Annotated in this window: 26 protein-coding genes and 1 pseudogene; 16 read left to right on the top strand and 11 right to left on the bottom strand. The window is 73.2% G+C overall.

The features are described 5' to 3' along the window. Positions 1–167 precede the first annotated feature (167 nt). From AB0F18_RS26135 to AB0F18_RS26120, 4 genes and pseudogenes are all read left to right on the top strand, one after another. Entirely contained in the window at positions 168–638 is a 471-nt protein-coding gene (locus tag AB0F18_RS26135) for a hypothetical protein (RefSeq protein WP_362064694.1), read from the top strand. A gap of 138 nt (positions 639–776) precedes the next feature. Continuing rightward, on the top strand, positions 777–3,872 hold the full coding sequence (locus AB0F18_RS26130) for a molecular chaperone Hsp90 (RefSeq protein ID WP_362064698.1): 3,096 nt from the start codon (positions 777–779) through the stop codon (positions 3,870–3,872). An 81-nt stretch (positions 3,873–3,953) separates the two neighbouring features. Further along, positions 3,954–4,415: a hypothetical protein gene (locus AB0F18_RS26125; RefSeq protein ID WP_362064692.1), complete on the top strand. Its 462-nt coding sequence runs from the start codon at positions 3,954–3,956 to the stop codon at positions 4,413–4,415. Positions 4,416–4,439: 24 nt separating this feature from the next. Continuing rightward, positions 4,440–4,541, top strand: a pseudogene (locus tag AB0F18_RS26120) (IS5/IS1182 family transposase); the annotation flags it as partial. Positions 4,542–4,607: 66 nt separating this feature from the next. Here AB0F18_RS26120 and AB0F18_RS26115 read toward each other — a convergent pair. Then, entirely contained in the window at positions 4,608–5,966 is a 1,359-nt protein-coding gene (locus AB0F18_RS26115; protein WP_362064690.1) for an MFS transporter, read from the bottom strand. Positions 5,967–5,991: 25 nt separating this feature from the next. Next, a complete protein-coding gene (locus AB0F18_RS26110) occupies positions 5,992–6,429 on the bottom strand; it encodes a MarR family transcriptional regulator (RefSeq protein WP_042820695.1) in 438 nt (145 codons plus the stop codon). Positions 6,430–6,585: 156 nt separating this feature from the next. Here AB0F18_RS26110 and AB0F18_RS26105 point away from each other — a divergent pair, with 156 nt between their 5' ends. After that, positions 6,586–6,768, top strand: a complete 183-nt coding sequence (locus AB0F18_RS26105) for a hypothetical protein (RefSeq protein WP_007265601.1) — start codon at positions 6,586–6,588, stop codon at positions 6,766–6,768. Here the strand turns inward: AB0F18_RS26105 and AB0F18_RS26100 are convergent. Further along, complete coding sequence (locus AB0F18_RS26100; RefSeq protein ID WP_362064688.1) at positions 6,761–8,188, bottom strand: NCS2 family permease; 1,428 nt, start codon at positions 8,186–8,188, stop codon at positions 6,761–6,763. The two genes, AB0F18_RS26105 and AB0F18_RS26100, sit on opposite strands and share 8 nt — an antisense overlap. A 140-nt stretch (positions 8,189–8,328) precedes the next feature. Between AB0F18_RS26100 and AB0F18_RS26095 the strand changes: the two genes are divergently transcribed. The 4 genes from AB0F18_RS26095 to AB0F18_RS26080 all read left to right on the top strand — a co-directional run bounded on the left by AB0F18_RS26095 (position 8,329) and on the right by AB0F18_RS26080 (position 12,725). Further along, positions 8,329–8,613 carry a DUF2530 domain-containing protein gene (locus AB0F18_RS26095; RefSeq protein ID WP_362064686.1) on the top strand — a complete coding sequence of 95 codons (285 nt, stop codon included), beginning with the start codon at positions 8,329–8,331 and terminating at the stop codon, positions 8,611–8,613. A 113-nt stretch (positions 8,614–8,726) separates the two neighbouring features. Further along, entirely contained in the window at positions 8,727–11,180 is a 2,454-nt protein-coding gene (locus tag AB0F18_RS26090; RefSeq protein WP_362064684.1) for an HAD-IC family P-type ATPase, read from the top strand. Positions 11,181–11,219: 39 nt separating this feature from the next. Then, complete coding sequence (thpR, locus tag AB0F18_RS26085) at positions 11,220–11,780, top strand: RNA 2',3'-cyclic phosphodiesterase (protein ID WP_362064682.1); 561 nt, start codon at positions 11,220–11,222, stop codon at positions 11,778–11,780. A gap of 219 nt (positions 11,781–11,999) precedes the next feature. After that, on the top strand, positions 12,000–12,725 hold the full coding sequence (locus AB0F18_RS26080) for a hypothetical protein (protein WP_362064680.1): 726 nt from the start codon (positions 12,000–12,002) through the stop codon (positions 12,723–12,725). Between the two features lie 56 nt (positions 12,726–12,781). On the opposite strand, the gene AB0F18_RS26075 is transcribed toward AB0F18_RS26080, so the two are convergent. The 3 genes from AB0F18_RS26075 to AB0F18_RS26065 all read right to left on the bottom strand — a co-directional run bounded on the left by AB0F18_RS26075 (position 12,782) and on the right by AB0F18_RS26065 (position 15,687). Then, the gene (locus AB0F18_RS26075; RefSeq protein WP_362064678.1) at positions 12,782–13,747 is read right to left on the bottom strand and encodes an MmcQ/YjbR family DNA-binding protein; all 966 of its coding nucleotides are present in this window, start codon (positions 13,745–13,747) and stop codon (positions 12,782–12,784) included. A gap of 186 nt (positions 13,748–13,933) precedes the next feature. After that, positions 13,934–14,932, bottom strand: coding sequence for an aldo/keto reductase (locus tag AB0F18_RS26070; RefSeq protein WP_362064676.1), 999 nt, complete (start codon positions 14,930–14,932; stop codon positions 13,934–13,936). A 59-nt stretch (positions 14,933–14,991) separates the two neighbouring features. Further along, positions 14,992–15,687: a GDSL-type esterase/lipase family protein gene (locus AB0F18_RS26065; protein WP_362064674.1), complete on the bottom strand. Its 696-nt coding sequence runs from the start codon at positions 15,685–15,687 to the stop codon at positions 14,992–14,994. A gap of 107 nt (positions 15,688–15,794) precedes the next feature. Between AB0F18_RS26065 and AB0F18_RS26060 the strand changes: the two genes are divergently transcribed. Then, the gene (locus AB0F18_RS26060) at positions 15,795–16,829 is read left to right on the top strand and encodes a WD40 repeat domain-containing protein (RefSeq protein ID WP_362064672.1); all 1,035 of its coding nucleotides are present in this window, start codon (positions 15,795–15,797) and stop codon (positions 16,827–16,829) included. An 89-nt stretch (positions 16,830–16,918) separates the two neighbouring features. Further along, complete coding sequence (locus AB0F18_RS26055; RefSeq protein ID WP_362064670.1) at positions 16,919–17,743, top strand: helix-turn-helix domain-containing protein; 825 nt, start codon at positions 16,919–16,921, stop codon at positions 17,741–17,743. Between the two features lie 37 nt (positions 17,744–17,780). On the opposite strand, the gene AB0F18_RS26050 is transcribed toward AB0F18_RS26055, so the two are convergent. From AB0F18_RS26050 to AB0F18_RS26040, 3 genes are all read right to left on the bottom strand, one after another. Beyond that, positions 17,781–19,322 (bottom strand): SPFH domain-containing protein, encoded by a 1,542-nt coding sequence (locus AB0F18_RS26050; protein WP_362064668.1) that lies wholly within the window; start codon positions 19,320–19,322, stop codon positions 17,781–17,783. Between the two features lie 118 nt (positions 19,323–19,440). Continuing rightward, entirely contained in the window at positions 19,441–19,653 is a 213-nt protein-coding gene (locus AB0F18_RS26045; RefSeq protein WP_362064666.1) for a hypothetical protein, read from the bottom strand. Between the two features lie 38 nt (positions 19,654–19,691). After that, a complete protein-coding gene (locus tag AB0F18_RS26040) occupies positions 19,692–20,624 on the bottom strand; it encodes a DUF3027 domain-containing protein (protein ID WP_362064664.1) in 933 nt (310 codons plus the stop codon). 366 nt (positions 20,625–20,990) lie between these two features. On the opposite strand from AB0F18_RS26040, the gene AB0F18_RS26035 reads away from it, so the two are divergent. The 4 genes from AB0F18_RS26035 (at position 20,991) to AB0F18_RS26020 (ending at position 24,516) form a co-directional block, all read left to right on the top strand. Then, complete coding sequence (locus tag AB0F18_RS26035; protein WP_362064662.1) at positions 20,991–22,349, top strand: MFS transporter; 1,359 nt, start codon at positions 20,991–20,993, stop codon at positions 22,347–22,349. 61 nt (positions 22,350–22,410) lie between these two features. Next, entirely contained in the window at positions 22,411–22,914 is a 504-nt protein-coding gene (locus AB0F18_RS26030; protein ID WP_362064660.1) for a DUF2771 domain-containing protein, read from the top strand. A 20-nt stretch (positions 22,915–22,934) separates the two neighbouring features. Continuing rightward, the gene (locus tag AB0F18_RS26025) at positions 22,935–23,663 is read left to right on the top strand and encodes a futalosine hydrolase (RefSeq protein WP_362064658.1); all 729 of its coding nucleotides are present in this window, start codon (positions 22,935–22,937) and stop codon (positions 23,661–23,663) included. After that, entirely contained in the window at positions 23,647–24,516 is an 870-nt protein-coding gene (locus tag AB0F18_RS26020) for a 1,4-dihydroxy-6-naphthoate synthase (RefSeq protein ID WP_362064656.1), read from the top strand. Before AB0F18_RS26025 ends, AB0F18_RS26020 begins: the two co-directional genes overlap by 17 nt. 106 nt (positions 24,517–24,622) lie before the next feature. Here the strand turns inward: AB0F18_RS26020 and AB0F18_RS26015 are convergent, their stop codons facing one another. Further along, positions 24,623–25,006: a cold-shock protein gene (locus tag AB0F18_RS26015; RefSeq protein ID WP_042811480.1), complete on the bottom strand. Its 384-nt coding sequence runs from the start codon at positions 25,004–25,006 to the stop codon at positions 24,623–24,625. A 177-nt stretch (positions 25,007–25,183) separates the two neighbouring features. Between AB0F18_RS26015 and AB0F18_RS26010 the strand changes: the two genes are divergently transcribed. Continuing rightward, entirely contained in the window at positions 25,184–25,438 is a 255-nt protein-coding gene (locus AB0F18_RS26010; protein WP_358895985.1) for a hypothetical protein, read from the top strand. 43 nt (positions 25,439–25,481) lie between these two features. On the opposite strand, the gene AB0F18_RS26005 is transcribed toward AB0F18_RS26010, so the two are convergent. Next, entirely contained in the window at positions 25,482–26,117 is a 636-nt protein-coding gene (locus AB0F18_RS26005; RefSeq protein ID WP_362064653.1) for an HAD family hydrolase, read from the bottom strand. Between the last annotated feature and the right edge of the window lie 361 nt (positions 26,118–26,478).

Raw genomic sequence — 26,478 nt, 5'->3', positions numbered from 1 at the left:
AGCAAACGGACCATCCTCAGAGGCGGTGCGGCCTGCGCGTTCGCGGTGCGGGACCTTCGGCAGGGGGCCGGCCGGGGGCCGGGAGCGGCCGCAACCGAGCGGCCAGGATGTCCCTCATGTCTGGTGTGCCGGGAAAAATCCCGGCTGCCCGTTCAGGAGGACATCCCATGCGCAAGGCACGCACCGCACGCACCCTCTCGGCGATCGCCCTCGCCTCGACGCTGGCCGTCGCCGGCGGCGCCGCCACCACCGCTTTCGCCGCCGACGGCGCGCCGTCCGCCTCCCCGGCCGCCCCCGCCGCCCGGGCGTCCGTACAGGTACCCACCTCGCCGGTGAAGCCCGGCGACGCGGTCAGCGTCACCGTGACCGCCCCGGCCGGGTCGAAGAACCTGACCGTGTCCTCCGCCGCCCTCGACGCCGTCCGGCTCAGCCCCGGCAAGGACGGCACCACCTGGACCGGCACCGCCAGGGTCGCCGGCGTCAAGGACGGCGGCTACGGCGTCGCCCTCACCGGCTCCGCCCCCGGCGGCGCCGGACTCCAGGCCACCGCCCGGCTGACCGTCAAGACCGGCGGCTCCGGGCCGAAGTCCTCCGTCGGGGCCAAGACCCCCGCCGACCGCACCCCCGACCGCCACTAGGGCTCCCACGTCGTCGTGTTCGCCCACCTCACGGGCAAGGCACAGCCGCCCACGCGATACCTTCACAGCAGGACGTGGAGGCAGCACAAGCGTGGAGGCAGCGGCGTGAACGTGCGAGTGACGGCGGCGCAGAGCGGCATGGACCCCTTCAGTACCGCCCGGCTGCGCCGCGCTGTGCTCGACGCGTGGGCCGCGGGCCCCGCCCGGTTCCGGGAGGACGCGAACGCCGAGGAGGACCTGGCGCTCGGCGGCTACCGCGACCGGCTCGTGGTCGAACTGGCGCAGAACGCCTCCGACGCGGCCGCCCGCGCCCGCGTGCCCGGCCGGCTGCGGCTCACCCTGCACCCCGCCGTCCCCGGCGAGGGCGGCCACGCACTGCTGGCCGTCGCCAACACCGGTGCCCCGCTGGACGCGACGGGCGTGGAGTCGCTGAGCACCCTGCGCGCCTCCGCCAAGCGGGAGGGCGCCTCCGCCTCCGACACCGTCGGCCGCTTCGGCGTCGGCTTCGCGGCCGTCCTGGCCGTCTCCGACGAGCCGGCGGTGCTCGGCCGGCACGGCGGCGTGCGCTGGTCCCTCGCCGAGGCCCGCGAAATGGCCCGCGAGGCCGCCCACTTCAGCCCCGGCCTCGGCGACGAACTGCGCCGCCGCGACGGCCACGTACCCCTGCTGCGGCTGCCGCTGCCCGCCGAGGGCACCGCCCCCGAGGGCTACGACACCGTCGTGGTCCTCCCGCTGCGCGACGCCGCCGCCGAGGACCTCGCCGAACGCCTCCTGCACGGCGTCGACGACGCCCTCCTCCTCACCCTCCCCGGGCTGACCGAGGTCGTCGTGGACACCCCCGCCGGCGGCACCCGCACCCTCTACCGGCACACCGAGGGCCCGTACACCGTCATCGAGGACTCCGCGGCCGGCACCCGCCGCTGGCGCACCGTCCGCCACAGCGGCCCCATCGCACGCGAACTCCTCGCCGGCCGGCCCGTGGAGGAACGGCTGCGCCCCACCTGGAGCGTCACCTGGGCCACCCCCGTCGACACCGACGGCGCACCCGAACGCCCCCGCACCGCCCCCGTCGTCCACGCCCCCACCCCCACCGACGAGCCGCTCGGCATCCCCGCCCTGCTCATCGCCTCCCTCCCGATGGACACCTCGCGGCGCCACCACGCGCCCGGTCCGCTGGCCGACTTCCTGGTGGAGCGCGCCGCCGACGCCTACGCCGAACTCCTCGCGGCCTGGGACCCGGTGACCCCAGCCCTCGTCGACCTCGTCCCCGGCCCCCTCGGCCAGGGCGAACTCGACGGCGCCCTGCGCGCGGCCGTCCTCCGGCGGCTGCCCCGCACGGGCTTCCTCGCCCCGGCCGCCCCCTCCGAGGAGCTCTCCCGGCTGCGCCCCTTCGAGGCCGAGGTGGTCGAGGGCGCCGGAGCCGACACCGTACGGGTCCTCGCGGAGGTGCTCCCGACGCTGCTGCCAGCCGGGCTGGAGCGGCGGCCCGAGCTGCGCACCCTGGGCGTGGGCCGGCTCCCGCTCGGGGAGGCCATCGAGCGGATCGCCGGCATCGAGCGCACCCCGCAGTGGTGGCACAGCCTCTACGACACCCTGGCCGGGGTGGACCCCGACCGGCTCTCGGGCCTGCCCGTGCCGCTCGCCGACGGCCGTACCGCGATCGGCCCGCGCCACATCCTGCTGCCCGGCGCGGACACCCCGGCGGACCTGGCCCGGCTGGGACTGAAGGTGGCCCACCCCGAGGCCGCGCACCCGCTGCTGGAGAAGCTGGGCGCCCTGCCCGCCACCGCACGCGCCGTCCTGACCACCCCGCAGATCCGGGCCGCGGTCGCCGGCTCGCTGGACGCGGGCGAGGTGTGGGACGAGGACTCCGACGCTCCGGACGCCGACGAGCTCGCCGACATCGTCCTGACCCTGGTCCGCGACGCCGGCCTGGCCCCGGGCGACGAACCCTGGCTGGGCGCCCTGGCCCTGCCCGACGAGGACGGCGAACCGACCCCGGCCGGGGAGCTCCTCCTCGCCGGGAGCCCCCTCGCTTCGGTGGTCCGCGAGGACGAGATCCCGTACCTGGACCCCGAGCTGGCCGCCCGCTGGGACGCCGACACGCTCGCCGCGTGCGGGGTGCTGACCACGTTCCAGCTGGTCCGCGCCACCGACGTGGTCCTCGACCCGGACGAGCTGGAGCCCCGCGAGGGGGACTACGCCGAGCCCGACGACGCCGGTCTGCTGGACGCCGTCGACGTGTGGTGCGAGGACCTCCTCGACCAGCTCCCCGACTCCCCGGTGCCGCCGGTGGCCACCGAGCTGATCGCCGTACGGGACCTCGACCTCGTCGACGACGACCGCTGGCCGCAGGCCCTGGCGATGCTCGCGCAGCCCCCGCTGCGGGACGCGCTGACCCAGCCGGTGCGGGTACTGCTCCCGGACGGCACCACGCAGTCGGTGCGCCCGTACACCGCCTGGTGGCTGCGCGACCACCCGGTGCTCGACGGCCGCCGCCCGGCGGGCCTGCGCGCGGCGGGCGGGGACCCGCTGCTGGCGGGCCTGTACACCCCGGCGGACGCGACGGGCTTCGAGGACGAGCAGGTCCTGCGCGCGCTGGGCGTACGCACCTCGGTGCGCGCCCTCCTGGAGGAGCCGGGCGGCGCGGCCGAGCTGCTGTCCCGCCTGGCGGACCCGGACCGCGAGGTCACCGGGCGGCAGCTGCACGGGCTGTACGGGGCGCTGGCCGATCTGGATCCGGACCAGGTGACGCTGCCGGACGAGCTGCGGGCGGTGGTGGACGGCGAGGTGGTCGTGGTGGACGCGGCCGAGGCGGTCGTCGCGGACGCCCCGGACCTGCTGCCGCTGACGGAGGGCCTGCCGCTGCTCCCCGTCTCCCCTTCGCGGGCGGCGGAGCTGGCGGAGCTGTTCCAGGTGCGGCGGCTGTCGGAGACGGTGCCGGCGGAGGTGACCACGCCGGGCGAGGTGCACGAGGTCCCCGAGCCGGTACGGGTGCTGCTGGGCGCGGCGACGCCGGAGACGTACGTGGAGCACGAGGAGCTGGTGGCGGGCGGTACGGAGCTGGACTGGCGCCTGACCCCGGACGGCGTGCTGCACGCGGCCACCCTGGAGGGCGTGGCGGCGGGCCTGGCCTGGTCGGCGTCCCAGTGGCCGCGCCGCTTCGAGGTGGCGGCCCTGCTGGAGGACCCGTCCCGCACGGCGGAGCTCGCCCGGGACCGGTGGTTCGACTAGGACCTGTCCAGGCGATCACAGAACGTGCCTTGGTCGCCCGGTCTTGCCTTCACGGCCTGAACGAGGCCAAGGTTCGCTGTCATGATCACTCAGATAGTGACGCTCATTGGCGTCCTCGTCGGTGCCCTGACCTCATTCCTGGCGACGACCACGGCTGAGCGCACCCGGCATCAACGGTCCATGGCGACACGCTGGGACGAGCGCAAACTCCACACCTACATCGAGTACGCCGCGTGCGTGAAGGAAATATCAAGCACGGCCAAACGAGCCCGGCAGGCGGCGGAAGGAACGGAGGACCGGCGGGAGTACCTCGCCGCGATGGAGACGGCCGAGTTGAGGAGGTCCGTGCTGTTCGAGACCCTCGTCCTCCTGGCGTCGCCGGCTGCGATCGAGGCCGCCCACGAAGTCAACCTCGCCCTGTGGCAGGAGGAAATCGCGACCAGAAACGGCGGTGCCACCCCCGTGGAAGGGGATCTGATAGCGCTGATGAACCACTATCACGAACAGGCCCGGGTCGATCTTGGCGTTCCTCGCAGCGCCTGACGGAACGTGGCTCGTTCGGCCGGGCTGAAGCAGCACCGGGCAGTGGCCACTCACTACGGCAAGCGTGGCTATGTCTGCCTCGGCACCGCCACCGCAGCAGCGCTCACCATCTGGCTCCGAACATGATCGCCCGGACAGGCCCCAGGGGGTGTCCGCCGGCCGGGCAGGCTGCCCGGCCGGCGGGGCGGAGGCCTACGCCGCCGGGGCGAGGTCGCGCGGCGGGGTCGCCGGGACGAAGGTCAGGCCGTGGCGGTTCAGGCTCAGGCGCAGGTTGCCGACGCGGCGCAGGATCAGGCCCACGGCCACCGCGGCCACCAGGGAGATCAGGCCGCCCGCAGCCATGCCCAGCCGGGCCCCGTAGGTGTCGGTGATCCAGCCGACCAGCGGGGCTCCCACGGGGGTGCCGCCGGTGAAGACCATCATGTAGAGGGCCATCACCCGGCCCCGCATCTCGGGGTCGGTGGCCATCTGGACGCTGGAGTTCGCCACGACGTTGACCGTCAGGCCGAACATGCCGACGGGCACCAGCAGCGCCGCGAACAGCCAGTAGCCGGGCGCGAACGCCGTCACCAGCAGGAGCACGGCGAACAGCACGGCCGCCGTCACCAGCAGCCGCAGCCGGGTGTTGCCGCGCCGGGCGGCGAGCAGGGCGCCGGCCAGGGATCCGGCCGCGATCAGGGTGTTGAACAGCCCGTACGTGCCCGCGTCCCCGTGGAAGACGTCGTCGACGAAGGCCGACAGCCAGATCGGGAAGTTGAAGCCGAACGTGCCGATGAAGCCGACGAGGACGATCGGCCAGACCAGCTCGGGCCGGCCCGCGACGTAGCGCAGGCCCTCGCGCAGCTGGCCCTTCGCGCGCGGCTGCGGCTCGACCCGGTACAGCTCGTGGGTCCGCATCATCAGCAGCGCGGCGATCGGCGCCGCGAAGGACAGCCCGTTCAGCAGGAAGGCCCAGCCGGAGCCGACGGCGGTGATGAGCACGCCGGCGATCGCCGGGCCGACCAGCCGCGCGGACTGGAAGTTCGCGGAGTTCAGGCTGACCGCGTTGGCGACCTGCGCGGGGCCGACCATCTCGGAGACGAAGGTCTGCCGGGCCGGGTTGTCCACGACGGTGACCAGGCCGAGCAGGAAGGCCGCGAGGTACACGTGCCACACCTGGACGTCCCCGGCCAGGGTGAGGGCGGCGAGCGCGACGCCGGTGAGGCCCATCGCGGTCTGCGTGGCGATCAGCAGCGGCCGCTTGGGCAGCCGGTCCGCGAGTACGCCTCCGTAGAGGCCGAACAGCAGCATCGGCAGGAACTGCAGGGCGATCGTCACGCCGACGGCGGACGCGGAGCCGGTCAGGGAGAGGACCAGCCAGTCCTGCGCGATGCGCTGCATCCAGGTGCCCGTGTTCGAGACGACCTGGCCTGCGGCGAAGAGCCGGTAGTTCCGGATCTTCAGCGAGCTGAACATCGAGTTCGAGCGGGTGCCCGGTCCTCTGTTCCCGCTCGGGGTCTGGGGGGTGGGTAGGTGGCCGGGTGCGGAGTTTCCTCCGGTTCCCGTACTCAAAAGCGTTCGCCTCCTGGCGTCGTTCCTATAGGTGCGCGAGCTTCTCCAGGACGGGTGCGGCCGCGCGGAGCTTGGCCCATTCGTCCTCGGTGAGCTCGGCCGCGAGCCCGGCCAGGAAGGCGTTGCGCTTGCGGCGGCTCTCTTCGAGCATCGCCTCGGCCTCCTCCGTCTGGCTGACCACCTTCTGGCGGCGGTCGTCGGGGTGCGGTTCCAGCCTGACCAGTCCCTTGGCCTCCAGCAACGCGACGATGCGGGTCATCGACGGGGGCTGGACGTGCTCCTTGCGGGCGAGCTCACCGGGGGTGGCCTGCCCGCAGCGGGCGAGGGTGCCGAGGACCGACATCTCGGTCGGGCTCAGCGATTCGTCGACGCGCTGGTGCTTCAGGCGCCGGCCCAGCCGCATCACGGCGGAGCGGAGATCGTTCACGGCGGCAGCGTCGTCGCCATGGGAGAGGTCTGGCATGTACTTAGAATAACTCATTACTCTGGCTAACGACCACGGGGGGTGAAGGAAGGGGCGGAAGGGGCCGGCGGAAGTGTTCCGGACGGATCACTCATACGGGTGAGTCGGCGGGGGAAAGGGACGCGCGTACGCACCCTCTGGCCCGACCCTTTCGACATGGGGACACATGTGCTGAGCATGCGCATAGACGGGGAGCTGCTGGAGCGGCTGAGGCACCACGCCGCCAAACGCGGAATGAGCGTCCAGGACTATGTCGTCCGGACGCTCATTCGCGATGACTTCGACGAGCGGTTCAAGGCCGCCGTCGACGAGACGGAGAAGTTCTACGGGCTTACGTGAGGCCGAGGGCCGGCATCGCGTAGTAGAAGACGAAGACCGCCGAGACCGCGTACATCGCGGCCGGGACCCCGCGGCCCCGGCCCGTCGCCAGGCGCAGCACGCAGAAGCTCACGAAGCCGATGCCGATGCCGTTGGTGATCGAGTACGTGAACGGCATCATCACCATGGCCATGAAGGCCGGGACGGCGATGGTGAAGTCGCTCCAGTCGATGTCCCGGACCGAGCCGGCCAGGATCAGGAAGCCGACCGCGACGAGGGCGGGGGTGGCTGCCTGCGAGGGGACCATCGTGGCGAGCGGGGTCAGGAAGAGCGAGACGGTGAACAGACCGCCCGTGACCACGTTGGCCAGACCGGTACGGGCGCCCTCGCCGACGCCGGCCGTGGACTCCACGAAGCAGGTGGTGGCGGAGGACGAGGTGGCGCCGCCGGAGGCGACGGCCAGGCCGTCGATCAGCAGGACCCGGTTGATGCCGGGGAAGGTGCCGTCCGGCTTGGTCAGCTTGGCCTCGTCGCCGACGCCGAGGATGGTGCCCATCGCGTCGAAGAAGCAGGACAGCAGCACGGTGAAGACGAAGAGGATGCCGGTGAGCACCCCGACCTTGCCGAAGCCGCCGAAGAGGCTGACCTGGCCGACGAGCCCGAAGTCGGGGGCGGCCACCGGGTTGCCCGGCCACTGCGGGACGGTCAGGCCCCAGGCGAGGTCCGGCAGGTCGGTGATCAGCTGCACCGCGAGCGCTACGACGGTCATGGCGACGATGGAGATCAGGATCGCGCCGGGCGTCTTGCGGATCAGCAGCGCGATCGTGAGCAGTACGCCGACGACGAAGATCAGGACGGGCCAGCCGTGCAGGTGCCCGTTGCCGCCGAGCTGGAGCGGGACCGTGGTGTGCGCGGCGTCCGGGATGCGGGTGACGAAGCCGGAGTCCACGAGGCCGATCAGCATGATGAACAGGCCGATGCCGATCGCGATGCCCTTGCGCAGGCCGATCGGGACGGCGTTCATGACCCGCTCGCGCAGGCCGGTGGCGACCAGGAGCATCACGACGAAGCCGGCCAGGACGACCATGCCCATGGCGTCGGGCCAGCTCATGCGCGGGGCGAGCTGGAGGGCCACGACCGTGTTGACGCCGAGGCCGGCGGCCAGGGCGATCGGGACGTTGCCGATGACACCCATGAGGAGGGTGGAGAAGGCGGCCGTCAGGACGGTGGCGGTGACGAGCTGGCCGCCGTCGAGCTGGTGGCCGTACATGTCCTTCGCGCTGCCGAGGATGATCGGGTTCAGCACGATGATGTAGGCCATCGCGAAGAAGGTCGCGAAGCCGCCCCGTACCTCGCGGGCCACGGTCGAGCCGCGTTCCGAGATCTTGAAGAAGCGGTCCAGGCCGCTGGTGGGGGCCGCGGCGGGTGCCGAGGTGCTCATGCGGTCCTCAAACTGGTTCGAATTAGTGGTTCCTACGAAGGAATCCGGCCGTAGGCAAACCGTTTCAGTATGAACACATGAACGGAGGCCAGTCCATCTCCGCGCGTAGACCCCGAATCCGGCCACCTAGACTGGTCCGCATGGCGAAGTGGACCCCTACGCACGAGGCGCCCGAACCCCTGGAGGGGCCGGTTGTCGCCACCATCACCGGCGGGACGATCCTCTGGTTCGCCATGTTCGTCGTCCAGCTGCCCTTCTACGGCTGGTTCGCGGACCGCGAGCTCCTGTGGTGGCTGTGGACCTGCGCGGCCGGCGGCGGCCTCGGCCTGATCGGCATCTGGTACGTCCGCGGCCGCGACGCCGCCCTCAAGCGCCACGCGGCGGAAGAGGCCGCCCGGGCCGAGCGGGGCGAGCAGCCCGGGTAGCGGGGGTGGCGGAGACGGCGGGGTCGACCACGGGAGGATTCCGCTCATCCTGAAGTCGGATCTTCCCGCCGCTCGGCGGGTGGAGCGCGGGAACGCCCTTTACCGTCGAAAACATGACCCAGTGGGCGAGGATCGACCAGGACGGGCCCGACCGGCCCGGCGCCGCCATCGACGCCGGTGCCGAGCTGGACCCCGTGCACCCCGTGAAGCCCCCCGCCCCCCGCTTCAAGCCGGGCGGTCTGACCACCGCCGAGGTCGCCGAACGCGTCGCGCGCGGGGACGTCAACGACGTACCGCTGCGCTCCTCGCGCTCCACCGCCGACATCGTCCGCGCCAACGTCTTCACCCGCTTCAACGCCATCATCGGCGTCCTGTGGGTGATCATGCTCTTCGTCGCGCCCATCCAGGACAGCCTCTTCGGCTTCGTGATCGTCGCCAACACCGGCATCGGCATCATCCAGGAACTGCGCGCCAAGAAGACCCTCGACGGGCTCGCCGTCATCGGCGAGGCCAAACCCAGCGTGCGCCGCGACGGCGCCACCGCCGAGATCTCCACCTCCGAGATCGTCCTGTCCGACGTCATCGAGCTCGGGCCCGGCGACAAGGTCGTCGTCGACGGGACCGTCGGCGAGGCCGACGGGCTGGAGATCGACGAGTCCCTCCTCACCGGCGAGGCCGACCCCGTCCTCAAGAAGCCCGGCGACCAGGTCATGTCCGGCTCGTTCGTCGTCGCCGGCGGCGGCGCCTTCACCGCCACCAAGGTCGGCCGCGAGGCCTACGCCGCCCAGCTCGCCGAAGAGGCCTCCCGCTTCACCCTCGTCCACTCCGAGCTGCGCACCGGCATCTCCACCATCCTCAAGTACGTCACCTGGATGATGGTCCCGACCTCCATCGGCCTGGTCATCAGCCAGCTCGTCGTCAAGGACGACAACCTCAAGGACGCCATCGCCCGCACGGTCGGCGGCATCGTCCCGATGATCCCCGAGGGCCTCGTCCTGCTCACCTCCGTCGCCTTCGCCGTCGGCGTCATCCGGCTCGGCCGCAAACAGTGCCTCGTCCAGGAGCTGCCCGCCATCGAGGGCCTCGCCCGCGTCGACGTCGTCTGCCTCGACAAGACCGGCACCCTCACCGAGGGCGGCATGGACGTCACCGAGCTGCGCCCGCTCGGCGGCGCGGACGCCGCGTACGTGCAGAAGGTGCTCGGCGCCCTCGGCGAGTCCGACCCCCGCCCCAACGCCAGCCTCCAGGCCATCATCGACGCCTACCCCGACAGCGCCGAGTGGCGCTGCACCGAGTCGCTGCCCTTCTCCTCCGCCCGCAAGTACAGCGGCGCCAGCTTCAGCGAGGGCGACGGCGAGAACAACACCTGGCTGCTCGGCGCCCCGGACGTGCTCCTGCCCAGCGGGGACCCGGCGCTCGACGAGATCGGCGGCCTCAACGAACAGGGGCTGCGGGTCCTGCTGCTGGCCCGCTCGGCCCGCGAGCTCGACGACCCGGCCGTGGCCAGCGGGGTCAGGCCCACCGCCCTCGTCGTCCTCGAACAGCGGCTGCGGCCCGACGCCGCGGACACCCTGCGCTACTTCGACGACCAGGACGTCAAGGCGAAGGTCATCTCCGGCGACAACGCCGTCTCGGTCGGCGCGGTCGCCGGGAAGCTGGGCCTGCCCGGCGCCGCCGGCACCGTCGACGCCCGGCACCTGCCCGCCGAACGGGACGCGATGGCCGATGTCCTCGACGGCAACGCCGTCTTCGGCCGGGTCACCCCACGGCAGAAGCGCGACATGGTCGGCGCCCTCCAGTCCCGCGGCCACACCGTCGCCATGACCGGCGACGGCGTCAACGACGTGCTCGCCCTCAAGGACGCCGACATCGGCGTCTCCATGGGCTCGGGCTCCGAGGCCACCCGCGCGGTCGCGCAGATCGTCCTGCTCAACAACAGCTTCTCCACCCTGCCGTCGGTGGTCGCCGAGGGCCGCCGGGTCATCGGCAACATCACGCGCGTGGCGACCCTCTTCCTCGTCAAGACGGTCTACTCGGTGCTGCTGGCGATCCTGGTGGTCTGCTCGCAGGTCGAGTACCCCTTCCTCCCCCGCCACCTCACCCTGCTGTCCACCCTCACCATCGGCGTCCCGGCGTTCTTCCTCGCGCTGGCCCCGAACAAGGAGCGGGCGCGGCCGCACTTCGTACGACGGGTCATGCGGTACGCCGTCCCCGGCGGGGCTGTCGCGGCGGTGGCCACGTTCGCCTCGTACCTGATCGCGCGGGCGCACTACACCGGGCCGGACGCGCTGACGTCGGAGACCAGCGCGGCGACGCTGACGCTGTTCCTGACCTCGCTGTGGGTGCTGGCGATCATCGCGCGGCCGTACACGTGGTGGCGGGTGGCGCTGGTCGCCGCGATGGCCGCGGCCTTCCTGGTGGTCCTGGCCGTCCCCTGGCTGCAGCACTTCTTCCAGCTGAGGCTGGAGGGGGTGACGATGCCGTGGATCGCCGCCGCGATCGCGGCAGCGGCCGCGGCCCTCATCGAGGCCGCCTTCCGCTGGGTGGACCACCGCTTCCCGGCGTAGCCGGGGAGAAGACCCCGCGCAGCGGCTATCGTCGGAGGCATGAGGCTGTTCGCCGCCGTGTTGCCGGAGGCCGGCGCCATCGCCGAGCTGCGGGACGCAGTCCGCACCGCCCCGCGGGGCGAAGGCCTGCGCTGGACCAGCGAAGCGGGCTGGCACTTCACCCTCGCCTTCATGGGCGAGGTCCACGAAGACCAGCTCCCCGACCTGCACGCCCGCCTGGCCCGGGCGGCAGCCCACACCGCCCCCTTCTCCCTCCGCCTCCACACCGCGGGCCACTTCGGCAACCGCGCCCTGTGGATCGGCGCGGCCGGCGGCCTCGACGCGATGCGGATGCTCGCCGAGCGGGCCGACGCCGCCGCCCGCCGGGCCGGGGTGCCCATGGAGCAGCACCGCCGTTACGTCCCGCACCTCACCGTCGCCCGCGCCCGCCACGACGGCGCCGACCTGCGGCCCTGCGTCGAGGCCCTCGCCGGTTTCGAGGGCACGCCCTGGCAGGTCGACACGCTCAGCCTGGTCCGCAGCCACCTGCCCGTCTCCGGGGTGCCCGGCGAGCAGCCGCGCTACGAGGTCGTCGCCGAATGGCCCCTGACCTCGCATTAGCACTATTCGGGCACTCGTGCCGGGTTTCAGGAAAAGCTTTCACATCCGGAGGCAAAGGATCCGCTGAACCCTTGCCGCACCGTCGGCAGACCGATGTGATGCGCGAGTCCTGTCGCTGAACCGGACGCGCCGCGCTCCCCCGCGCGGGCCGGGGGACGGCCGGGGGTGTGGCGAACCGGAATCAGCAGTGCATCCGAAACAACGAGGTCGAACCACACCGTGCGTCAGATATCTCCCGTCGCCACCCTCTTCGCCGTGGCGGTCCTTCCGCTCGCGCTGACCGCCTGCTCGACCACCCCGAAGGCCGCCGCCCCCAAGGCCGCCGCCCCGAAGGCGCCCGTCGGCGCACCGGCCGTCGACGGCCCCAACAAGGGCCTCCTGACGGGTACGCAGCTGAAGCCCGCGCTCGCGCCCGCCTCCTTCTTCGCCCCCGGCTTCACCGCCGACCCCGCCGACGAGCGCGACAGCGGCCCCGGCTACCAGGCTCCGGCCACCGCCGAGGTACCGACCCCCGACTGCACCAAGCTCGGCGGGACCTCGTGGACGCAGATCACCGGCATCGACGGCGTCTCGTTCGCGCAGAACGCGTACGTCAACAAGGACACCTCCGAGGAGTACGCCCAGGAGATCGACGTCTACCAGGGCACCACCGCCACGACCGTCCTCGGCGCCCTCGGCATGCTCTCCAAGGCCTGCCCGAGCTACCCCGACGAGCCCACCCACAGCACGGTGACGGTCACCGAGAAGCCGCTCTCCGGCATCGGCGACGGCGCCTGGGCCATCACCGAGACCAGCCCCGCCTGGAAGGGCGGCACCACCCTGGTGGCCGCGCGGGTCGGCCACTCCGTGGTGACGGTGCTGGTCAGCAGCAGCACCGACAAGGGCCTGGCGGGCGCGACCAAGCTGACGAACCAGCTGGTGGACAACCTCAAGGGCAAGGGCTGACACACGCACGCCCCGGTGCCGCTCCCGCCCCGCGGGGGCGGCACCGCCGCTTTCCCTCAGCCGCCCTGATGGGTGATGGTCACGTACAGGTACTCGTCCAGCAGCTTCGCCAGCGGCAGCCCCGGCCGGCCCAGTTCCGCGGCCAGCGCGGCCTCGTCCAGCCCGCTCTCCGCGAGCGCGGCCCGCGCCCAGGCCCGGCCGGTGGACAGGTGGCGGGCGAACGCCGCCTCGTCCCGGGCGCCCCACAGCCGCTGCGCGATCGCCGCGTCCCAGGGCATCACCGTGTCGGGGCGCAGCGCGAACAGCGCCTTGGCGGCGGCCGTCGGGCCGAGGGTCCGGCGTCCGACGGGCAGCGCGGACAGTTCCCCGTACGCGGTGGCCAGCAGGGCGATCTCCCGGTCGGACAGGGCCGCCAGCCGGGTGGCGGGCAGCCGGTGCCGGGTCCACCACAGGGCCAGCCCCTCCCCGAACAGGTCGGGTTCGCCCTCGCGCGGGTAGCGGATGCGGCAGCCCCACGCGTTGAGCCAGCGGTGCAGGGCGGCGCGGTGCCCGGCGCCGGACAGGTCGAGGCCGGGCGCGGTGTCCGCGCGCAGCGCGAGCCAGCTGCGGTCGACCCCGGGGAACGCCGCGAACACCTCGGCGGCGGCCCGCAGCCGGGCCAGCCCGGGCGCGGCCGGCAGGTCGCCCTCCAGGTGCGCGCGGGCCACCTTGGCCGGTACGCACATCCGCCAGGCGTCGGTGACCAGCTCCTCCAGCTCCTGTGCGTCGAGGGCGGCCATCCGCGCCTCGACCCAGTGGTAGCGCATGTCGCCGGGGCCGGGCAGGAAGAACTTCTCCGGCTCGGCGGCGACGAGCGCGGCCCGCTCCTCCTTGGGGAAGGCGAAGCCGAGCTCGGTCTCGTCCCGCGAGAGGGCGAGGTAGACGATCCGGCCTATCCGGAATTTCACCCGGTCGCGGATGAGGTGTTCCTCGGTGCGCGGCAGCGCGAGCGCCAGCCGCCGTACGTCGTCGACTGTGACCATGACGGAAGTCTCGCAGCCCCTGGCACGGGGGCCGTGGGCCGCCGCGTTAGTCTCGACGGGTGGATCCGAAGACCAGAAACCGTGTCATGGCCGGTGTGCTCGTGCTGATGTTCGTCGTCGTCGCCGTGGCGGCCGCGGTCGGTCAGTAGCCGGCACCGCCGCGGCCCCCTCGGGGCGTGCGCGCGCCTACCAGGCGAAGGCCTCCGGCGAGGCGCCCGGGCCGGGGAAGATCTCGTCCAGTCCGGCCAGGACCTCCTCCGACAGCTCCAGCTCCACCGCCCGCAGCGCGGAGGCGAGCTGCTCGCGCGTGCGCGGTCCGACGATCGGGCCGGTGACCCCGGGACGGGTCAGCAGCCAGGCCAGGGCCACGTCGCCGGGCTCCAGGCCGTGCTTGTCGAGCAGGTCCTCGTACGCCTGCACCTGCGCCCGTACCGGAGCGGCGGCGAGCGCGTCCGCGGTGCGCCCGGAGGTGCTGCGGCCCGTCCCCCCGCCGGCGGCCGCCTTGCGGATCGCACCGCCGAGGAGGCCTCCGTGCAGCGGGGACCAGGGGATGACGCCGAGCCCGTACTCCTGCGCGGCGGGGATGACCTCCATCTCGGCGCGCCGCTCGAAGAGGTTGTACAGGCACTGTTCGCTGACCAGTCCGAGCCGGCCGGCGCGTGCGGCGGTCTCGTTGGCCTGGGCGATCTTCCAGCCGGGGAAGTTGGAGGAGCCCGCGTAGAGGATCTTGCCCTGCTGGACCAGGACCTCGACGGCCTGCCAGATCTCCTCGAAGGGGGTCTGCCGGTCGACGTGGTGGAACTGGTAGACGTCGATGTGGTCGGTGCGCAGCCGCCGGAGGCTGGCGTCGACGGCGCGGCGGATGTTCAGGGCGGAGAGGCGGTCGAAGTTGGGCCAGGTCTGGCCCTCGGGGGCCATGGAGCCGTAGACCTTGGTGGCGAGGACCGTCTTCTCGCGGCGGCCGCCGCCCTGGGCGAACCAGGTGCCGATGATCTCTTCGGTGCGGCCCTTGTTCTCACCCCAGCCGTAGACGTTGGCGGTGTCGAAGAAGTTGACGCCCGCGTCGAGCGCGGCGTCCATGAGGGCGTGGCTGGTCGGTTCGTCGGTCTGGGGGCCGAAGTTCATCGTGCCGAGTACGAGTCGGCTGACCTTGAGGCCGGTGCGTCCGAGCTGCGTGTACTTCATGGGGACCAAGCCAACTGCTTCGAGTGGGCTCGAAGCAAGACCCCGGGGGTGCGGGCGCGTTACGCGTCGCGGGCCGGGCGGTAGAGGCCGCCGATGCCCCAGGCCTGGTGGAGGACGGCCGCGAACTCTCCGGCCAGGCGGTGTTCGCCGGAGGCGTTGGGGTGGGTGCCGTCGTAGGTGTCGCGGTGGATGTCGTACGCGGCCGGGCGCGCGGCCAGCAGGATCGGGGAGGCGGCGTCGGCGAGGTCGGCGACGGTCTTCGCGAGCAGCTCGTTGAAGCGGACGACCTCGGCGGCGAAGGGGGCGTCCTCCTCGGCGCGGACGTTGGGTATGACCGGCAGGAAGACCATCCGGATGCCGGGGTTGGCCGCGCGGGCGGCCGCGACGAACGCGCGGACGTTGTCGGCGGTCTGGTCGGCCTTGGTGTAGAAGCCGAGGTCGATCAGGCCGAGGGAGACGAGCAGGACGTCGGCGCCGGTCTCGCGGACGGCGGGCCCGATGAGCGGGGCCATGTGCTGCCAGCCCTCGCCCCAGCCGGCCAGGTGGCGGCGGGCGTGTTCCGGGAAGCGCGGGTCGGCGTAGGCGTGGCTGGCCGGGGTGTCGCTGGTGGTGTCGTAGAGGGTGCTGCGCGGGCCGACGATCTCGAAGGAGCCGTCGCCCAGGGTGGCGCTGAGGTGCTGCCACATCCGGTGGCGCCAGGTGTAGTCGCCGGCGCGTCCGATGGTCATGGAGTCGCCGACGAACATGAAACGCATCCGGTCATCATCGCGGATCGGGCGGCGGGAGCCCCTGTGATGCCGGACACGCCGCAGGTCGGACGGGGCGGGGCGCCCGACCGGGCGGGGGCTGGCAGGCTGGGGGGATGCGCCTGCTGACCGTGCCGACGACCGCCGTTCCCGCCGCTCTCGTCCTGGGCCTGCTGCTGCCGGGTGCCGCGGCGGCCTCCGGCGCCGCCCCGGCGGACGGGACCCCGGCCCCCACGGTGTCCGGGTTCACGATCGGCGACCCGCGGATCAGGGAGTCGAGCGGGCTGGCGGCCAGCCGCATCCACCCGGGCGTGTACTGGACGCACAACGACAGCGACGACGGCCCGTACGTGTACGCGGTGGACTCCGCGACGGGCAGGACGGTGGCCCGGATCACCCTGTCCGGCATCGGCACCCCGCGCGACGTGGAGGCGATCTCGCTGGGCCCGGACGGGAACCTCTACGTCGGGGACATCGGGGACAACCGGGACGGCACCTGGGACCACGTGTGGATCTACCGCTTCCCCGAGCCCAGGGAACTGGCCGACGCCACCGTCAAGGCCGAGCAGTTCACGGCGGTGTACGCGGACGGGCCGCGCAACGCCGAGGCGCTGATGGTGCATCCGGTGACGGGGCGGGTGTACATCGCGAGCAAGAACGAGCAGGGCGGGGGCCTGTACGAGGGCCCGGAGAAGCTGTCGGCGGACGGGCGCAACGTCTTCCGGCGGGTCGCGGAGGTGCCGTGGGTGACGGACGGGGCGTTCTCTCCGGACGGCACCCGGCTGACGCTGCGCGGGTACTTCACGGCGCGGACGTACCCGTGGAAGGACGGGCGGCCGCAGGGGGACGGCGAGCGGGTGGACGCGCCCTGGCAGGGTCAGGCGGAGTCGGTGACGTACTCCCCGGACGGGCGGACGCTGCTGTTCGGGGCGGAGGGCGTGGGCAGCCGGGTGGTGGCCGTCCCCGTGGCCCCCGCCGCCACGCCGTCCCCTTCCGGCCCGGCGCACCCCGCTCCCGGCTCGGCCGCGGAGAAGGGCCCGGCCGGCGGGGAGGGCGGCAGCTTCACGAAGGGCGCCCTGGTCCTCGCGGCGGGCACGGCGTTGGTCCTGGCGGCGAAGCGCGTGCTCCGGCGGCGCCGGCCGCAGGGCTGACGGTCCCCGCCCCGCGCAGCGGCACCCGCACCCGCCCCGGAACCACGGGGGAGCCGGACCGCGTCCCAGCCCACAACGGAGGGCATGGCATGCCCATGACGCACACCACACGGGGGGCAGGGGGCATGGACTACCTCGACCTGGGCCCCGTCCGGGTGTCCACCACCCCCCGCACCCCCGACCCCGAGCGCTACCAACTGGCCCTGGTCACCGGCGGCCTGGTGCTCTGCGACACCTCCCACCCCTACGACCCCGGCGCCGCGCCGCTCCGCACGGTGGTGCTCCAACTCCCCCGCACCGCGCTCCCGTTCCGCCCCGAACGCGTCGACCGGCTGCTGGCCCAGCGGATCCCCGCCACACGCGGCACCGGCGCGGCCCTGGCCCAGTTCCTCGGCAGCGTCGGCGCCCACGCCCACGGCTGCGGGGAACGCGAGCTGGCCCGCCTCGGCTCGGCCGCCCTCGGCCTGGCCACCGCCTGCCTCGCCGAACGCCTCGACGTGTACGACGACCTCCCCGCCGAGGCCCGCGAGGAGGCACTGCTGCGGCAGATCGACGCGTACATCGAGCACAACCTCGGGGACCCGGAGCTGACCCCGAGGGCGGTGGCCGCCCGCCACCACATCTCCCTGCGCCGCCTGCACCTGCTCTTCCAGGACCGCCCCGAGGGCGTCGCCGCCACCATCCGCGGCCGCCGCCTGGCAGGCGCCCGCGCCGATCTGCTCCGGCCGGACCTGATGGGCCGGCCGGTGCACGCGATCGCCGCCCGGTGGGGCTTCACCAGCGCCGCCGTCTTCAGCCGGGCGTTCCGCCACGCGTACGGGACGAGCCCCACGGAACTGCGCCGCAAACGCGGTGCGCGCAAGGTCAACGATCCTTGCGCGCAACGCACATGCCGCCCACCGGTACCGGCCTAAGATCGGATTCAGGCCACCAGCCGGTGCCTGCCTGCGCTCAGGCCCGGTCCTCGTCGATCGGGATCTGCGTCCGGCCCGGGCCTCTGCCGTTCACGGGGGTGACGGCAGGGGCCTGCCCCTCCCCCGCACCCTGGGGCCGCTCCCCGTTCTGCTGGACGGCCATCGACGCCAGCAGCTGACGGGCCACCCCCAGTCCGGTACCGCCCATCGTCAGGGCCTTCGCGAACATCTCCGACATCCCCTCGGCCCCGTTGAGCAGCACCATGTGCTCGACGTTGCCGAAGGCTCCCGCGCCCGCCTGGACGATCGCCGGCCAGTTCTCCGCGAGCTGCTGGGCGACCACGGCCTCCTGGTTCTCCGCGAGGGCCGCGGCCCGCGCCTTGATCGCCTCCGCCTCGGCCAGGCCCTTGGCCTTCGCCGCCTCCGCCTGCGCGAGACCGTTCGCCCGCGCCGACTCGGCCGCCGCGAGGCCCTTGGCCTGCGTGGCCGCCGCCTCCGCCTCACCGCTGACCCGGGTGGCGGTGGCCGCGGCGTGCCCGCGCGCCTCGGTGGCCTGGGCCTCGGCGGCCGCGGCCGCCTTGACCCGGGTGGCCTCGGCGGCCGCCGCCAGCTCGGTCTCCTTCGCCTTGGCCTGCGCCGCCGAGATGCGGGCGTCGCGCTCCGCCTCGGCGAGCGTCCTCGTCTGGTACGCGGCCGCGTCCGCGGGCTTGCGCACGTCGGCCTGGAGCTGCTGCTCCCTGCGGTGCGCCTCCAGCTCCGCGACCCGGGTCTCCTGGACGACGACCTCCTGGCGGGCGGCGGCCTCGGACAGCGGGCCCGCCTGCCGGGCGGTGGCCGCGGCCTTGTCCCGTTCGGCCTGGTAGCCGGCCTGCAGGATCTCGCTGTCACGGGTGGCCTCGGCCATCCGGGCGAAGGCCGTCTGCTCGGCCTCGGTCGCGAGGCGGTTCGCCTCGGCCTGCGCGATGCGCGCGTCGCGCTGGACGGCGGCGGCGTGCGGCATGGCGAGGTTCTTGATGTACCCGGTCGGGTCCTCGATCTCGTGGATCTGCAGCGAGTCGACGATCAGCCCGAGCTTCTCCATCTCGGTCCCGCAGGCCGCCCGGGTCTGCCCGGTCAGCTTCTCCCGGTCGCGGATCATGTCCTCGACCGTCAGCCCGCCGACGATGGAGCGCAGATGGCCGGCGAAGACGATGTGCACGCGCTCGGGCATCATCTTCTGCTGGTCGAGGAAACGGCGCGCGGCGTTGGCGATGGACACGAAGTCATCGCCGATCTTGAAGATCACGACCCCCTTGACCCGCAGCGGGATCCCCTGGTGGGTCACGCAGTCCACGTTCAGCTGCGTCTCGTTGAGGTCCAGCGACAGCTTGCGCACCGCCTGCACGCCGGGCAGGACGAGCGTGCCGCGTCCGGTGACGATCCGGAACCCCATGCCCTCGCCGATGCCCTCGGTCTTGTGCGCGGAGCCGGAGATGACGAGCGCCTCGTTCGGTTCGGCCACCCGCCACATGAGCTTGAACAGGCCGATCAAGGCAATGATTGCGGCGAGAACGACTCCCGCCACGACGCCGATAGCCATCGGCAACGCCCCCTTAGCGCGGTGCCGTTCGGCACCGACGGGGTGAGTGTGCGCCCGGGCGGGGGTGGTGGAGAAGTGGCGGGATCATTCTTGTCGCCATCTTGATACGCCCCGGGGATCAATCCTCGTAGACGGCCATCACGTAGACCGTGCGCGGGGGTTGGTACTCCACGACGGTGACCACGCTGCCGACGGCGATCCGCCGGTCCTCCCCCGGTGCGGGGTGGGCGAGGAAGTGCTCGGCCCCGCCCCGGATCCGGACGATGACCTCGCCCACCAGCCCCGGGCCCACGGTCCCGGTCACCCGGCCGGTCATCCCCACCATGTCCATCCCCCGAGCGTAAGCCCGCCCGGCGGCAGCGGGGACGGCTACGAGTGGCCCAGGTCCTCGGAGGGGAGTTCCTCCGACGGCACCGACCCCGTATCCGCGGCCGGCCGCAGCGGGAACTCGTCCGTCGCCATGGAGTCCAGCACCGGCGGCGCCGGCCTCGGCGGCTTCGGCATCACCGCCGCCTCCGAATGGCCGCCGCACCCGTACGACAGCGACACGAGCCGCCCGTCGGCCGGCCCGAACTCGTTCGCGCACACCCCGAAGGCCTGCCCCAGCGACCCCCCGATGGCCACCAGGAAGCCACAGGACACGCACGACGCCGGCGCGGCCTGCGCCATGGGCGTCTTCGCCCCGAAGGACTCGTCCCACCGGTCGGCGGCCGTGTGCAGCCCGTACCGGGACAGCACCCGCGCACGGCGCATCCCCAGCTCTTCCGCCACGGCCGTGATCGACCCGCGCTCGGGCACGACCACCCGGTCCGTGACGTCGGCGTCCTCGGCCTCCACCAGCTCGGCCAGCTCCGCCGAGACCGCCGAGTTCGGCGGCGCCGCGTCCTCGCCGCTGTACCCGGGCTCCAGCCGCAGGTCCTCCGCGTCCGTCGGGAGCAGGTCACCCGGACCCATGTCCCCCGGCCGCAGCCGCTCGCTCCACGGCACCCACTCCGGCGCGAGCAGCGCGTCGTCACCCGGCAGCAGCACCGTTTCGTCCAGGGTGACGTTCTTCGCACGGGACGCGCGGGTCACCGTGACGGCCCAGCGCCAGCCCCGGTAGCCCGCTTCCCTGCACTCGAAGAAATGAGTGACGACCCGGTCACCCTCCGCTACGACCGAGACGTGCTCGCCCACCACGCCGGGGTAGGCGGCCTCCTCGGCCGCCTCACGGGCGAGCTCCACGGCCTCGACGCACAGCCGGTCGGGGGCGGGGGTACGCGGGGTACGCGGGGTACGGCTTCGCGTCGTCGCAGCACTCACAGGTCTCGTTCTCTCCTACGCCGTCTCACGAGTGCGCCGTCCGTACTGTCGTCCACAACGACCCGTCGGTCTCGTCCGTACGTAGCGCGGGCGGAGCGGACCAGAGGGCCGCGTCGACGTCCGCGCCCCGATCGGCCTCGGGCGCACCTCATGTGATCCATTCTGCGGGATCGCGAAGAGGCGCGCGGCCAAGAGCAACCGCCGGTGGCGCGCTACGCACGCTACCTCCTCCGACGCCTTCGGCCCACATGCAAGGTCCGATTCGCGGACATCGGCGACCCCCGGACCACACCCCGGAGCGCACCCCGACCGCGCCGGGACGCGCCGGGACGGGTCCCGGCGGGCCGTCTGGGGCACTATGGCCAGGTGGCTCCCGCACGGTCGTCCGCAGACGGCTCGGGACCGGCCAGGCGGGCCGGCCGGGCGGTCGGGCGTGCCCTGCACCTCCCGTTCACCGGTACGGCGCGCGGGATCCGGCGGGTCACGCACGCCCACGGGGCCGGGGAATCGGGCCTCGGCCGGCTGATCGAACTGCACGCGATCAACGGCGCCGGCGACGTCATGATCACCGTCGCGCTCGCCTCGACCGTGTTCTTCTCCGTTCCCACGGACGAGGCACGCGGACGGGTGGCGCTGTACCTGGCGATCACGATGGCCCCATTCACCCTGCTGGCCCCCGTGATCGGCCCCCTGCTGGACCGGCTGCCGCACGGCCGGCGCGCGGCGATGGCGGGCGCGATGCTGACGCGGGCGCTGCTCGCGGTGATGATGTCCGGCGCGGTGGCGAGCGGCGGACTGGAGCTGTACCCGGCGGCGCTGGGCGTCCTGGTGGCGTCGAAGGCGTACGGCGTCGTACGCAGCGCCGTGGTCCCGCGCCTCCTGCCGCCGAAGTTCTCCCTGGTCAAGGCGAACTCCAGGGTCACCCTGGCGGGCCTGCTGGCCACCGGTGCGGCGGCGCCGGTGGGGGCCGGCCTGCACGCGATCGGGCCGCCGTGGCCGCTGTACGGGGCCTGCGCGATCTTCCTCGGGGGGACGTTCGCGGCGTTCCAGCTGCCGCACAAGGTGGACGAGGCCAAGGGCGAGCGCCGGGCCCGCCTCTCCACCCACGAGGCCCACTCGAAACGGCCCGGGCTGCGCACGGTCAGCCGTCCGGTGCTGTGCGGGCTGCTGGCGAACGCGTCGATGCGGGCACTGTCCGGGTTCCTGATCTTCTTCCTGGCGTTCCTGCTGCGCGAGCACCCGCTGGGCGGACAGAGCGCGGCGGTCTCCCTCGGCATCGTGGGCGTCGCGGCCGGGGTCGGCAACGCGTGCGGGACGGCGGTGGGGGCGTGGCTGCGCGCCCGCGCCCCCGAGGCCATCGTGGCCTCGGTCCTCTCCGCCACCCTGGTGGTGGCGATGGCCGCGGCGCTCCTGTTCAGCGGCCTGTTCATGGCCGTCCTGGCGGCCACGGCCGGCTTCTGCCAGGCCCTGGCGAAGCTCTCGCTGGACGCGATGATCCAGCGCGACGTCCCGGAGGCGGTCCGCACCTCGGCCTTCGCCCGTTCGGAGACGCTGCTGCAGATGGCGTGGGTCCTGGGCGGCGGGATCGGCATCGCCCTCCCCCTGAACGGCGTCCTGGGCATGGCCGTGGCCGCCGCCCTGGTGGCCCTCGGCACGGCGATGGCCCTCCGCGGCCTGCTGACCTCCCCGCACCACCACCGCTCCTCCCGGCCCCGCGTGGCGTAGCCACGCCGCCGTAGGACCCCCGTGCGGCGGCGCAGCCCAGCGGCCCGATAGCCTTCGGCTCATGACCGCACCGCTTTTCCCGGGTAGGGCCCGCCGCAGCGTCGCGGCCCTCGGAGCCGTGTCCGCCGGCCTCCTCCTCCTGTCCGCCTGCGACAAGCCGACGCCGCTCGCGACCGTGACCGTCGGCAGCTCGTCGGTGTCCGCCGAGTCCGAATGCCGCGCCGACGGCGGCGACAACGGCAAGGACCTCTCCATGGACAAGGTCCAGGAGTGCCTCACCGGCCGCAAGGACGCCAAGACCATCGAGTACGGCCGCGGCGACACGCTGCGCCTCGGCGTCGAGCCGGAGGTCGTCGAGGACGGCAAGAAGTGGCAGGCGGTCCTCGACGGCCAGCCGATCACCGAGCCCTCCGCGAACACCTACCGCAGCTTCGCGGGCGCCGACGTCTTCGCGACCGGCGGCCAGGGCGAGGCGCCCCAGTCGAAGATGCTGTCCTTCGTCCAGGTCGGCGAGGACGGCAAGCCCCTCGCCGTCTGGTCCTTCAAGCTCAAGCTGAAGAAGTAAGAAGCGGCAGGCCCAGCAGCGTGCGCGCGCTGATCGTGACCGCCGTGGCCGCGGAGGCCGACTCCGCGGCCTCCGGTCTCACCCCTCATCAGGACCCGGTCACGCCCGAACCGCGCACTCTGCCCGGCGGATACCTCATCACCCGCCGGGACCTGCCCGGCCTCGCCGCCGACGTGCTCGTCGGCGGGGTCGGCCCGGCCGCCGCCGCGGCCGCCACGGCCACCGCGCTCGCGCTGGCCGACTACTCGCTCGTCATCTCCGCCGGCATCGGCGGCGGGTTCGCCCCCGCCGCCCCGCTCGGCTCGCTCGTGGTCGCGGACGCGCTCGTCGCCGCCGACCTGGGGGCCGAGACCCCCGAGGGCTTCGTCCCCGTGCAGGAGCTCGGCTTCGGCCGCAGCGTGCACCTCCCGCCCGCCGAGCTGGCCGCCCGCGCCGCCGAGGCCACCGGGGCGCTCCTCGCGCCCGTCCTCACCGTCTCCACCGTCACCGGCAGCGCCGCCCGCGCCGCCGAGCTCGCCGCACGGCACCCGCTCGCCGGGGCCGAGGCGATGGAGGGCTTCGGGGTGGCGGAGGCCGCCGCCGCGCACGGGCTGCCGGTCCTGGAGATCCGCGCCGTGTCCAACGCCGTCGGACCGCGCGACCGGGCCGCCTGGCGCATCGGGGAGGCGCTGGCCGCCCTCGCGGGCGGATTCCGCGCGCTGGGACCCGTACTCGTCACCTGGGGAGAACGCCATGACCGCGACCGCTGACCGCACCCCGCTGAACACCCTGGACATCGCCTACTCGCCCTGCCCGAACGACACCTTCGTCTTCGACGCGTGGGCGCACGGCCGCGTCCCGGGCGCGCCCGCCCTCCACGTGACCTTCGCCGACATCGACGTCACCAACGGCATGGCCGTGCGCGGCGAGCTGGACGTGCTGAAGGTGTCGTACGCCGTGCTGCCGTGGGTGCTGGAGGAGTACGCGCTGCTGCCGTGCGGCGGGGCGCTGGGGCGCGGCTGCGGCCCGCTGGTCCTCACCCGCGAGCCGGGGCTGGACCTCACCGGCCGGACGGTGGCGGTGCCGGGCGAACGTTCCACCGCCTACCTGCTGTTCCGGCTGTGGGCCGCGGACGTGCTGCCGGGCGGGGTCGGCGAGGTCGTCGTCCTGCCCTTCAACGAGATCATGCCGGCGGTGCGCGACGGGCGGGTGGACGCCGGACTGGTCATCCACGAGGCCCGGTTCACCTATCAGGACTACGGGCTCCACTGTCTGGCCGACATGGGCGAGCACTGGGAGACCACCACCGGCCTGCCGATCCCGCTCGGCGCGATCATCGCCAAGCGGTCGCTGGGCGCGGACACGCTGCGCGCCCTGGCCGAGGCCGCCCGCGCGTCGGTGCGGATGGCGTGGGACGACCCCGAGGCCTCCCGCCCGTACGTACGGGCCCACGCGCAGGAGCTGGACCCGGCGGTCGCCGACCAGCACATCGGTCTGTACGTCAACGAGTTCACCGCCGACCTGGGCGACGCCGGCTACGCGGCCGTGCGCGGGCTGCTGACCAGGGCCGCCGCCGAAGGCCTGGTCCCGGCCATCGCCCCGGACGCGCTGGACTTCCCGTAACCGCGGCGGCACCCCGCCGCACACGCCGGTGCCCCGCCGCTCCGTGGAGCGGCGGGGCACCGGTGTACGCGCCGTGTCGGCGTTCGCGTCGGCGTCTGTGTCGGCGTCAGACGTCGAGCTGGTCGGCGACCGCGCGCAGCAGGCCCGCGATCTTCGCGCCGTGCGCCTTGTCGGGGTAGCGGCCGCGTTCGAGCATCGGGGTGATGTTCTCCAGCAGGGTCGTCAGGTCCTGCACGATCGAGGCGAGCTCGTCCGGCTTGCGCCGCTGGGCGGCCGCCACCGAGGGCGTCGGCTCCAGTACCACTACCGAAAGCGCCTGGTCACCGCGCTGTCCCGCGACGACGCCGAACTCGACGCGCTGCCCGGGCTTGAGCGCGTCGACCCCATCGGGGAGCACCGACGAGTGCACGAAGACGTCTCCGCCGTCGTCACGGGAGAGAAAGCCGAAGCCCTTCTCGCTGTTGAACCACTTGACCTTGCCGGTAGGCACGTCCGTCCTCTGTCCTTGTGCTCGTCGGGTCCGGTTGGCCGGGGAAAACGGCTCCGGATAGCAGTGCAGCGGGTCCTCCGACCCGCCTCCTCCAGGCTAATGGTCCTGATACGGGTGACAAGACGTTCCCCGGTCCTTCCCGCTCCACCGCTTCGGCCAGGGAACTACCCTGGTGAGGTGACTGTTACTCCTCACCCCGACGAAGCACGGCCCGGCGACGGACTGGTCAAGGCCGGCGGCATCGTGTTCATCGTGGGCGCCGTGGCGACGCTCGTGACGATGGCCCCGCTGTTCCTCGGCACCGACCCGTTCCCTTCGTACGCCTGGGCGGTGTGCATGCTGATGGGCGTCGGCTTCGCGATCTCCGCGGCGGGCGTGCTCCGCTCGGCCGCGGCCCAGCGCCGGGCGGCCCGGGCCTCCCAGGCCGCCTGACGACTCGTACGCACACGGGCCCCGCAGGGCTCCTTCGGCGGCCTCAGGCCGCGCGGGTCCGGGCGTACTCTTCCAGCCACTCCGGCAGCGCGGTGAGGTCCTCCAGCACCACGTCGGCCCCGGCCTCCCGCAGCTCCGCCGCCGCGCACGGCCCCGTCGTCACGGCCACCGACAGGGCGCCGGCGGTCCGGGCGCCGCGCACGTCGCCGACGTGGTCGCCGACGTACACCTGCGCGCCGTACTCGCGCAGCGCCTTGGCCTTGCCCTCGGCCCAGAGCCAGCCGATGACGGCGTCGGCCTCTATCCCGAGGTGGTCGAGGTGCTGGCGGGCGTTGGGCTCGTTCTTGGCCGTCACCACGATCGCCCGTCCGCCGAGCGCCTGAACGGCCTTGACCGCCTCACGGGCGCCGGGCATCGCCGGGGTCGTCGCGATGGCGTGGGAGGGATAGACCTCCCGGTAGAGGTCCCGCATCGCGGGGATCTGCTCCTCCGGGAACCAGTAGGCGAGCTCCTCCTCCAGCGGAGGGCCGAGACGGGTGATGGCCAGGTCGGCGTCGATGTACGCCCCGGTCTTGGCGGCGACCGCCTGCCAGGCCGCCTTGATGCCGGGACGGGAGTCGATGAGCGTCATGTCGAGGTCGAATCCGACGGTCAGCTGTGGGGGGATGTGGGAGCTCATAGCGCCATTGTGCCGAGACTCCAGCGACCTGCGGGAGCTTAAGCGGAGGTTGGCTTACCGGATAGCATTATTTGGCGGAATGTCAGCTCTTGCCCCATTTTTCGGCCATGGGGGTGGGGGTGGGCGGGGCGGCTGGGCGGGGTCGGGGGTGGGCGGGGTCCCGGTGGGGCGGTCTCAGAGATGCCTTGGGGCTTTCCCGTCAGTACCCGCACCCAGGGACGATGGAATCGTCCTCCGGGTCCGCCAGGCGCGTCAGATCGCTACGCGCTCCTCTCGTCGCGGCGGCCGGCGGCCGTCTTGGGCTTGTACCTGCACCACAGGACGACGGGGACGTCATCCCAGCCCAGGACGGCCGCCGGAC

Source organism: Streptomyces sp. NPDC029216 (assembly GCF_040648015.1).
Classification (GTDB): Bacteria; Actinomycetota; Actinomycetes; order Streptomycetales; family Streptomycetaceae; genus Streptomyces.
Note: the sequence above shows the minus strand (reverse complement) of the source record. Positions and strands in the feature narration are given on the sequence as shown.

Excerpts from the sequence above, each read along its gene's own strand:
- AB0F18_RS26135 (WP_362064694.1), top strand. The coding sequence starts at position 168 with ATGCGCAAGGCACGCACCGCACGCACCCTCTCGGCGATCGCCCTCGCC.
- AB0F18_RS26130 (WP_362064698.1), top strand. The coding sequence starts at position 777 with ATGGACCCCTTCAGTACCGCCCGGCTGCGCCGCGCTGTGCTCGACGCG.
- AB0F18_RS26125 (WP_362064692.1), top strand. The coding sequence starts at position 3,954 with ATGATCACTCAGATAGTGACGCTCATTGGCGTCCTCGTCGGTGCCCTG.
- AB0F18_RS26110 (WP_042820695.1), bottom strand. The coding sequence starts at position 6,429 with ATGCCAGACCTCTCCCATGGCGACGACGCTGCCGCCGTGAACGATCTC.
- AB0F18_RS26105 (WP_007265601.1), top strand. The coding sequence starts at position 6,586 with ATGGGGACACATGTGCTGAGCATGCGCATAGACGGGGAGCTGCTGGAG.
- AB0F18_RS26100 (WP_362064688.1), bottom strand. The coding sequence starts at position 8,188 with ATGAGCACCTCGGCACCCGCCGCGGCCCCCACCAGCGGCCTGGACCGC.
- AB0F18_RS26095 (WP_362064686.1), top strand. The coding sequence starts at position 8,329 with ATGGCGAAGTGGACCCCTACGCACGAGGCGCCCGAACCCCTGGAGGGG.
- AB0F18_RS26090 (WP_362064684.1), top strand. The coding sequence starts at position 8,727 with ATGACCCAGTGGGCGAGGATCGACCAGGACGGGCCCGACCGGCCCGGC.
- thpR (WP_362064682.1), top strand. The coding sequence starts at position 11,220 with ATGAGGCTGTTCGCCGCCGTGTTGCCGGAGGCCGGCGCCATCGCCGAG.
- AB0F18_RS26075 (WP_362064678.1), bottom strand. The coding sequence starts at position 13,747 with ATGGTCACAGTCGACGACGTACGGCGGCTGGCGCTCGCGCTGCCGCGC.
- AB0F18_RS26070 (WP_362064676.1), bottom strand. The coding sequence starts at position 14,932 with ATGAAGTACACGCAGCTCGGACGCACCGGCCTCAAGGTCAGCCGACTC.
- AB0F18_RS26065 (WP_362064674.1), bottom strand. The coding sequence starts at position 15,687 with ATGCGTTTCATGTTCGTCGGCGACTCCATGACCATCGGACGCGCCGGC.
- AB0F18_RS26060 (WP_362064672.1), top strand. The coding sequence starts at position 15,795 with ATGCGCCTGCTGACCGTGCCGACGACCGCCGTTCCCGCCGCTCTCGTC.
- AB0F18_RS26055 (WP_362064670.1), top strand. The coding sequence starts at position 16,919 with ATGCCCATGACGCACACCACACGGGGGGCAGGGGGCATGGACTACCTC.
- AB0F18_RS26050 (WP_362064668.1), bottom strand. The coding sequence starts at position 19,322 with ATGGCTATCGGCGTCGTGGCGGGAGTCGTTCTCGCCGCAATCATTGCC.
- AB0F18_RS26045 (WP_362064666.1), bottom strand. The coding sequence starts at position 19,653 with ATGGACATGGTGGGGATGACCGGCCGGGTGACCGGGACCGTGGGCCCG.
- AB0F18_RS26030 (WP_362064660.1), top strand. The coding sequence starts at position 22,411 with ATGACCGCACCGCTTTTCCCGGGTAGGGCCCGCCGCAGCGTCGCGGCC.
- AB0F18_RS26020 (WP_362064656.1), top strand. The coding sequence starts at position 23,647 with ATGACCGCGACCGCTGACCGCACCCCGCTGAACACCCTGGACATCGCC.
- AB0F18_RS26005 (WP_362064653.1), bottom strand. The coding sequence starts at position 26,117 with ATGAGCTCCCACATCCCCCCACAGCTGACCGTCGGATTCGACCTCGAC.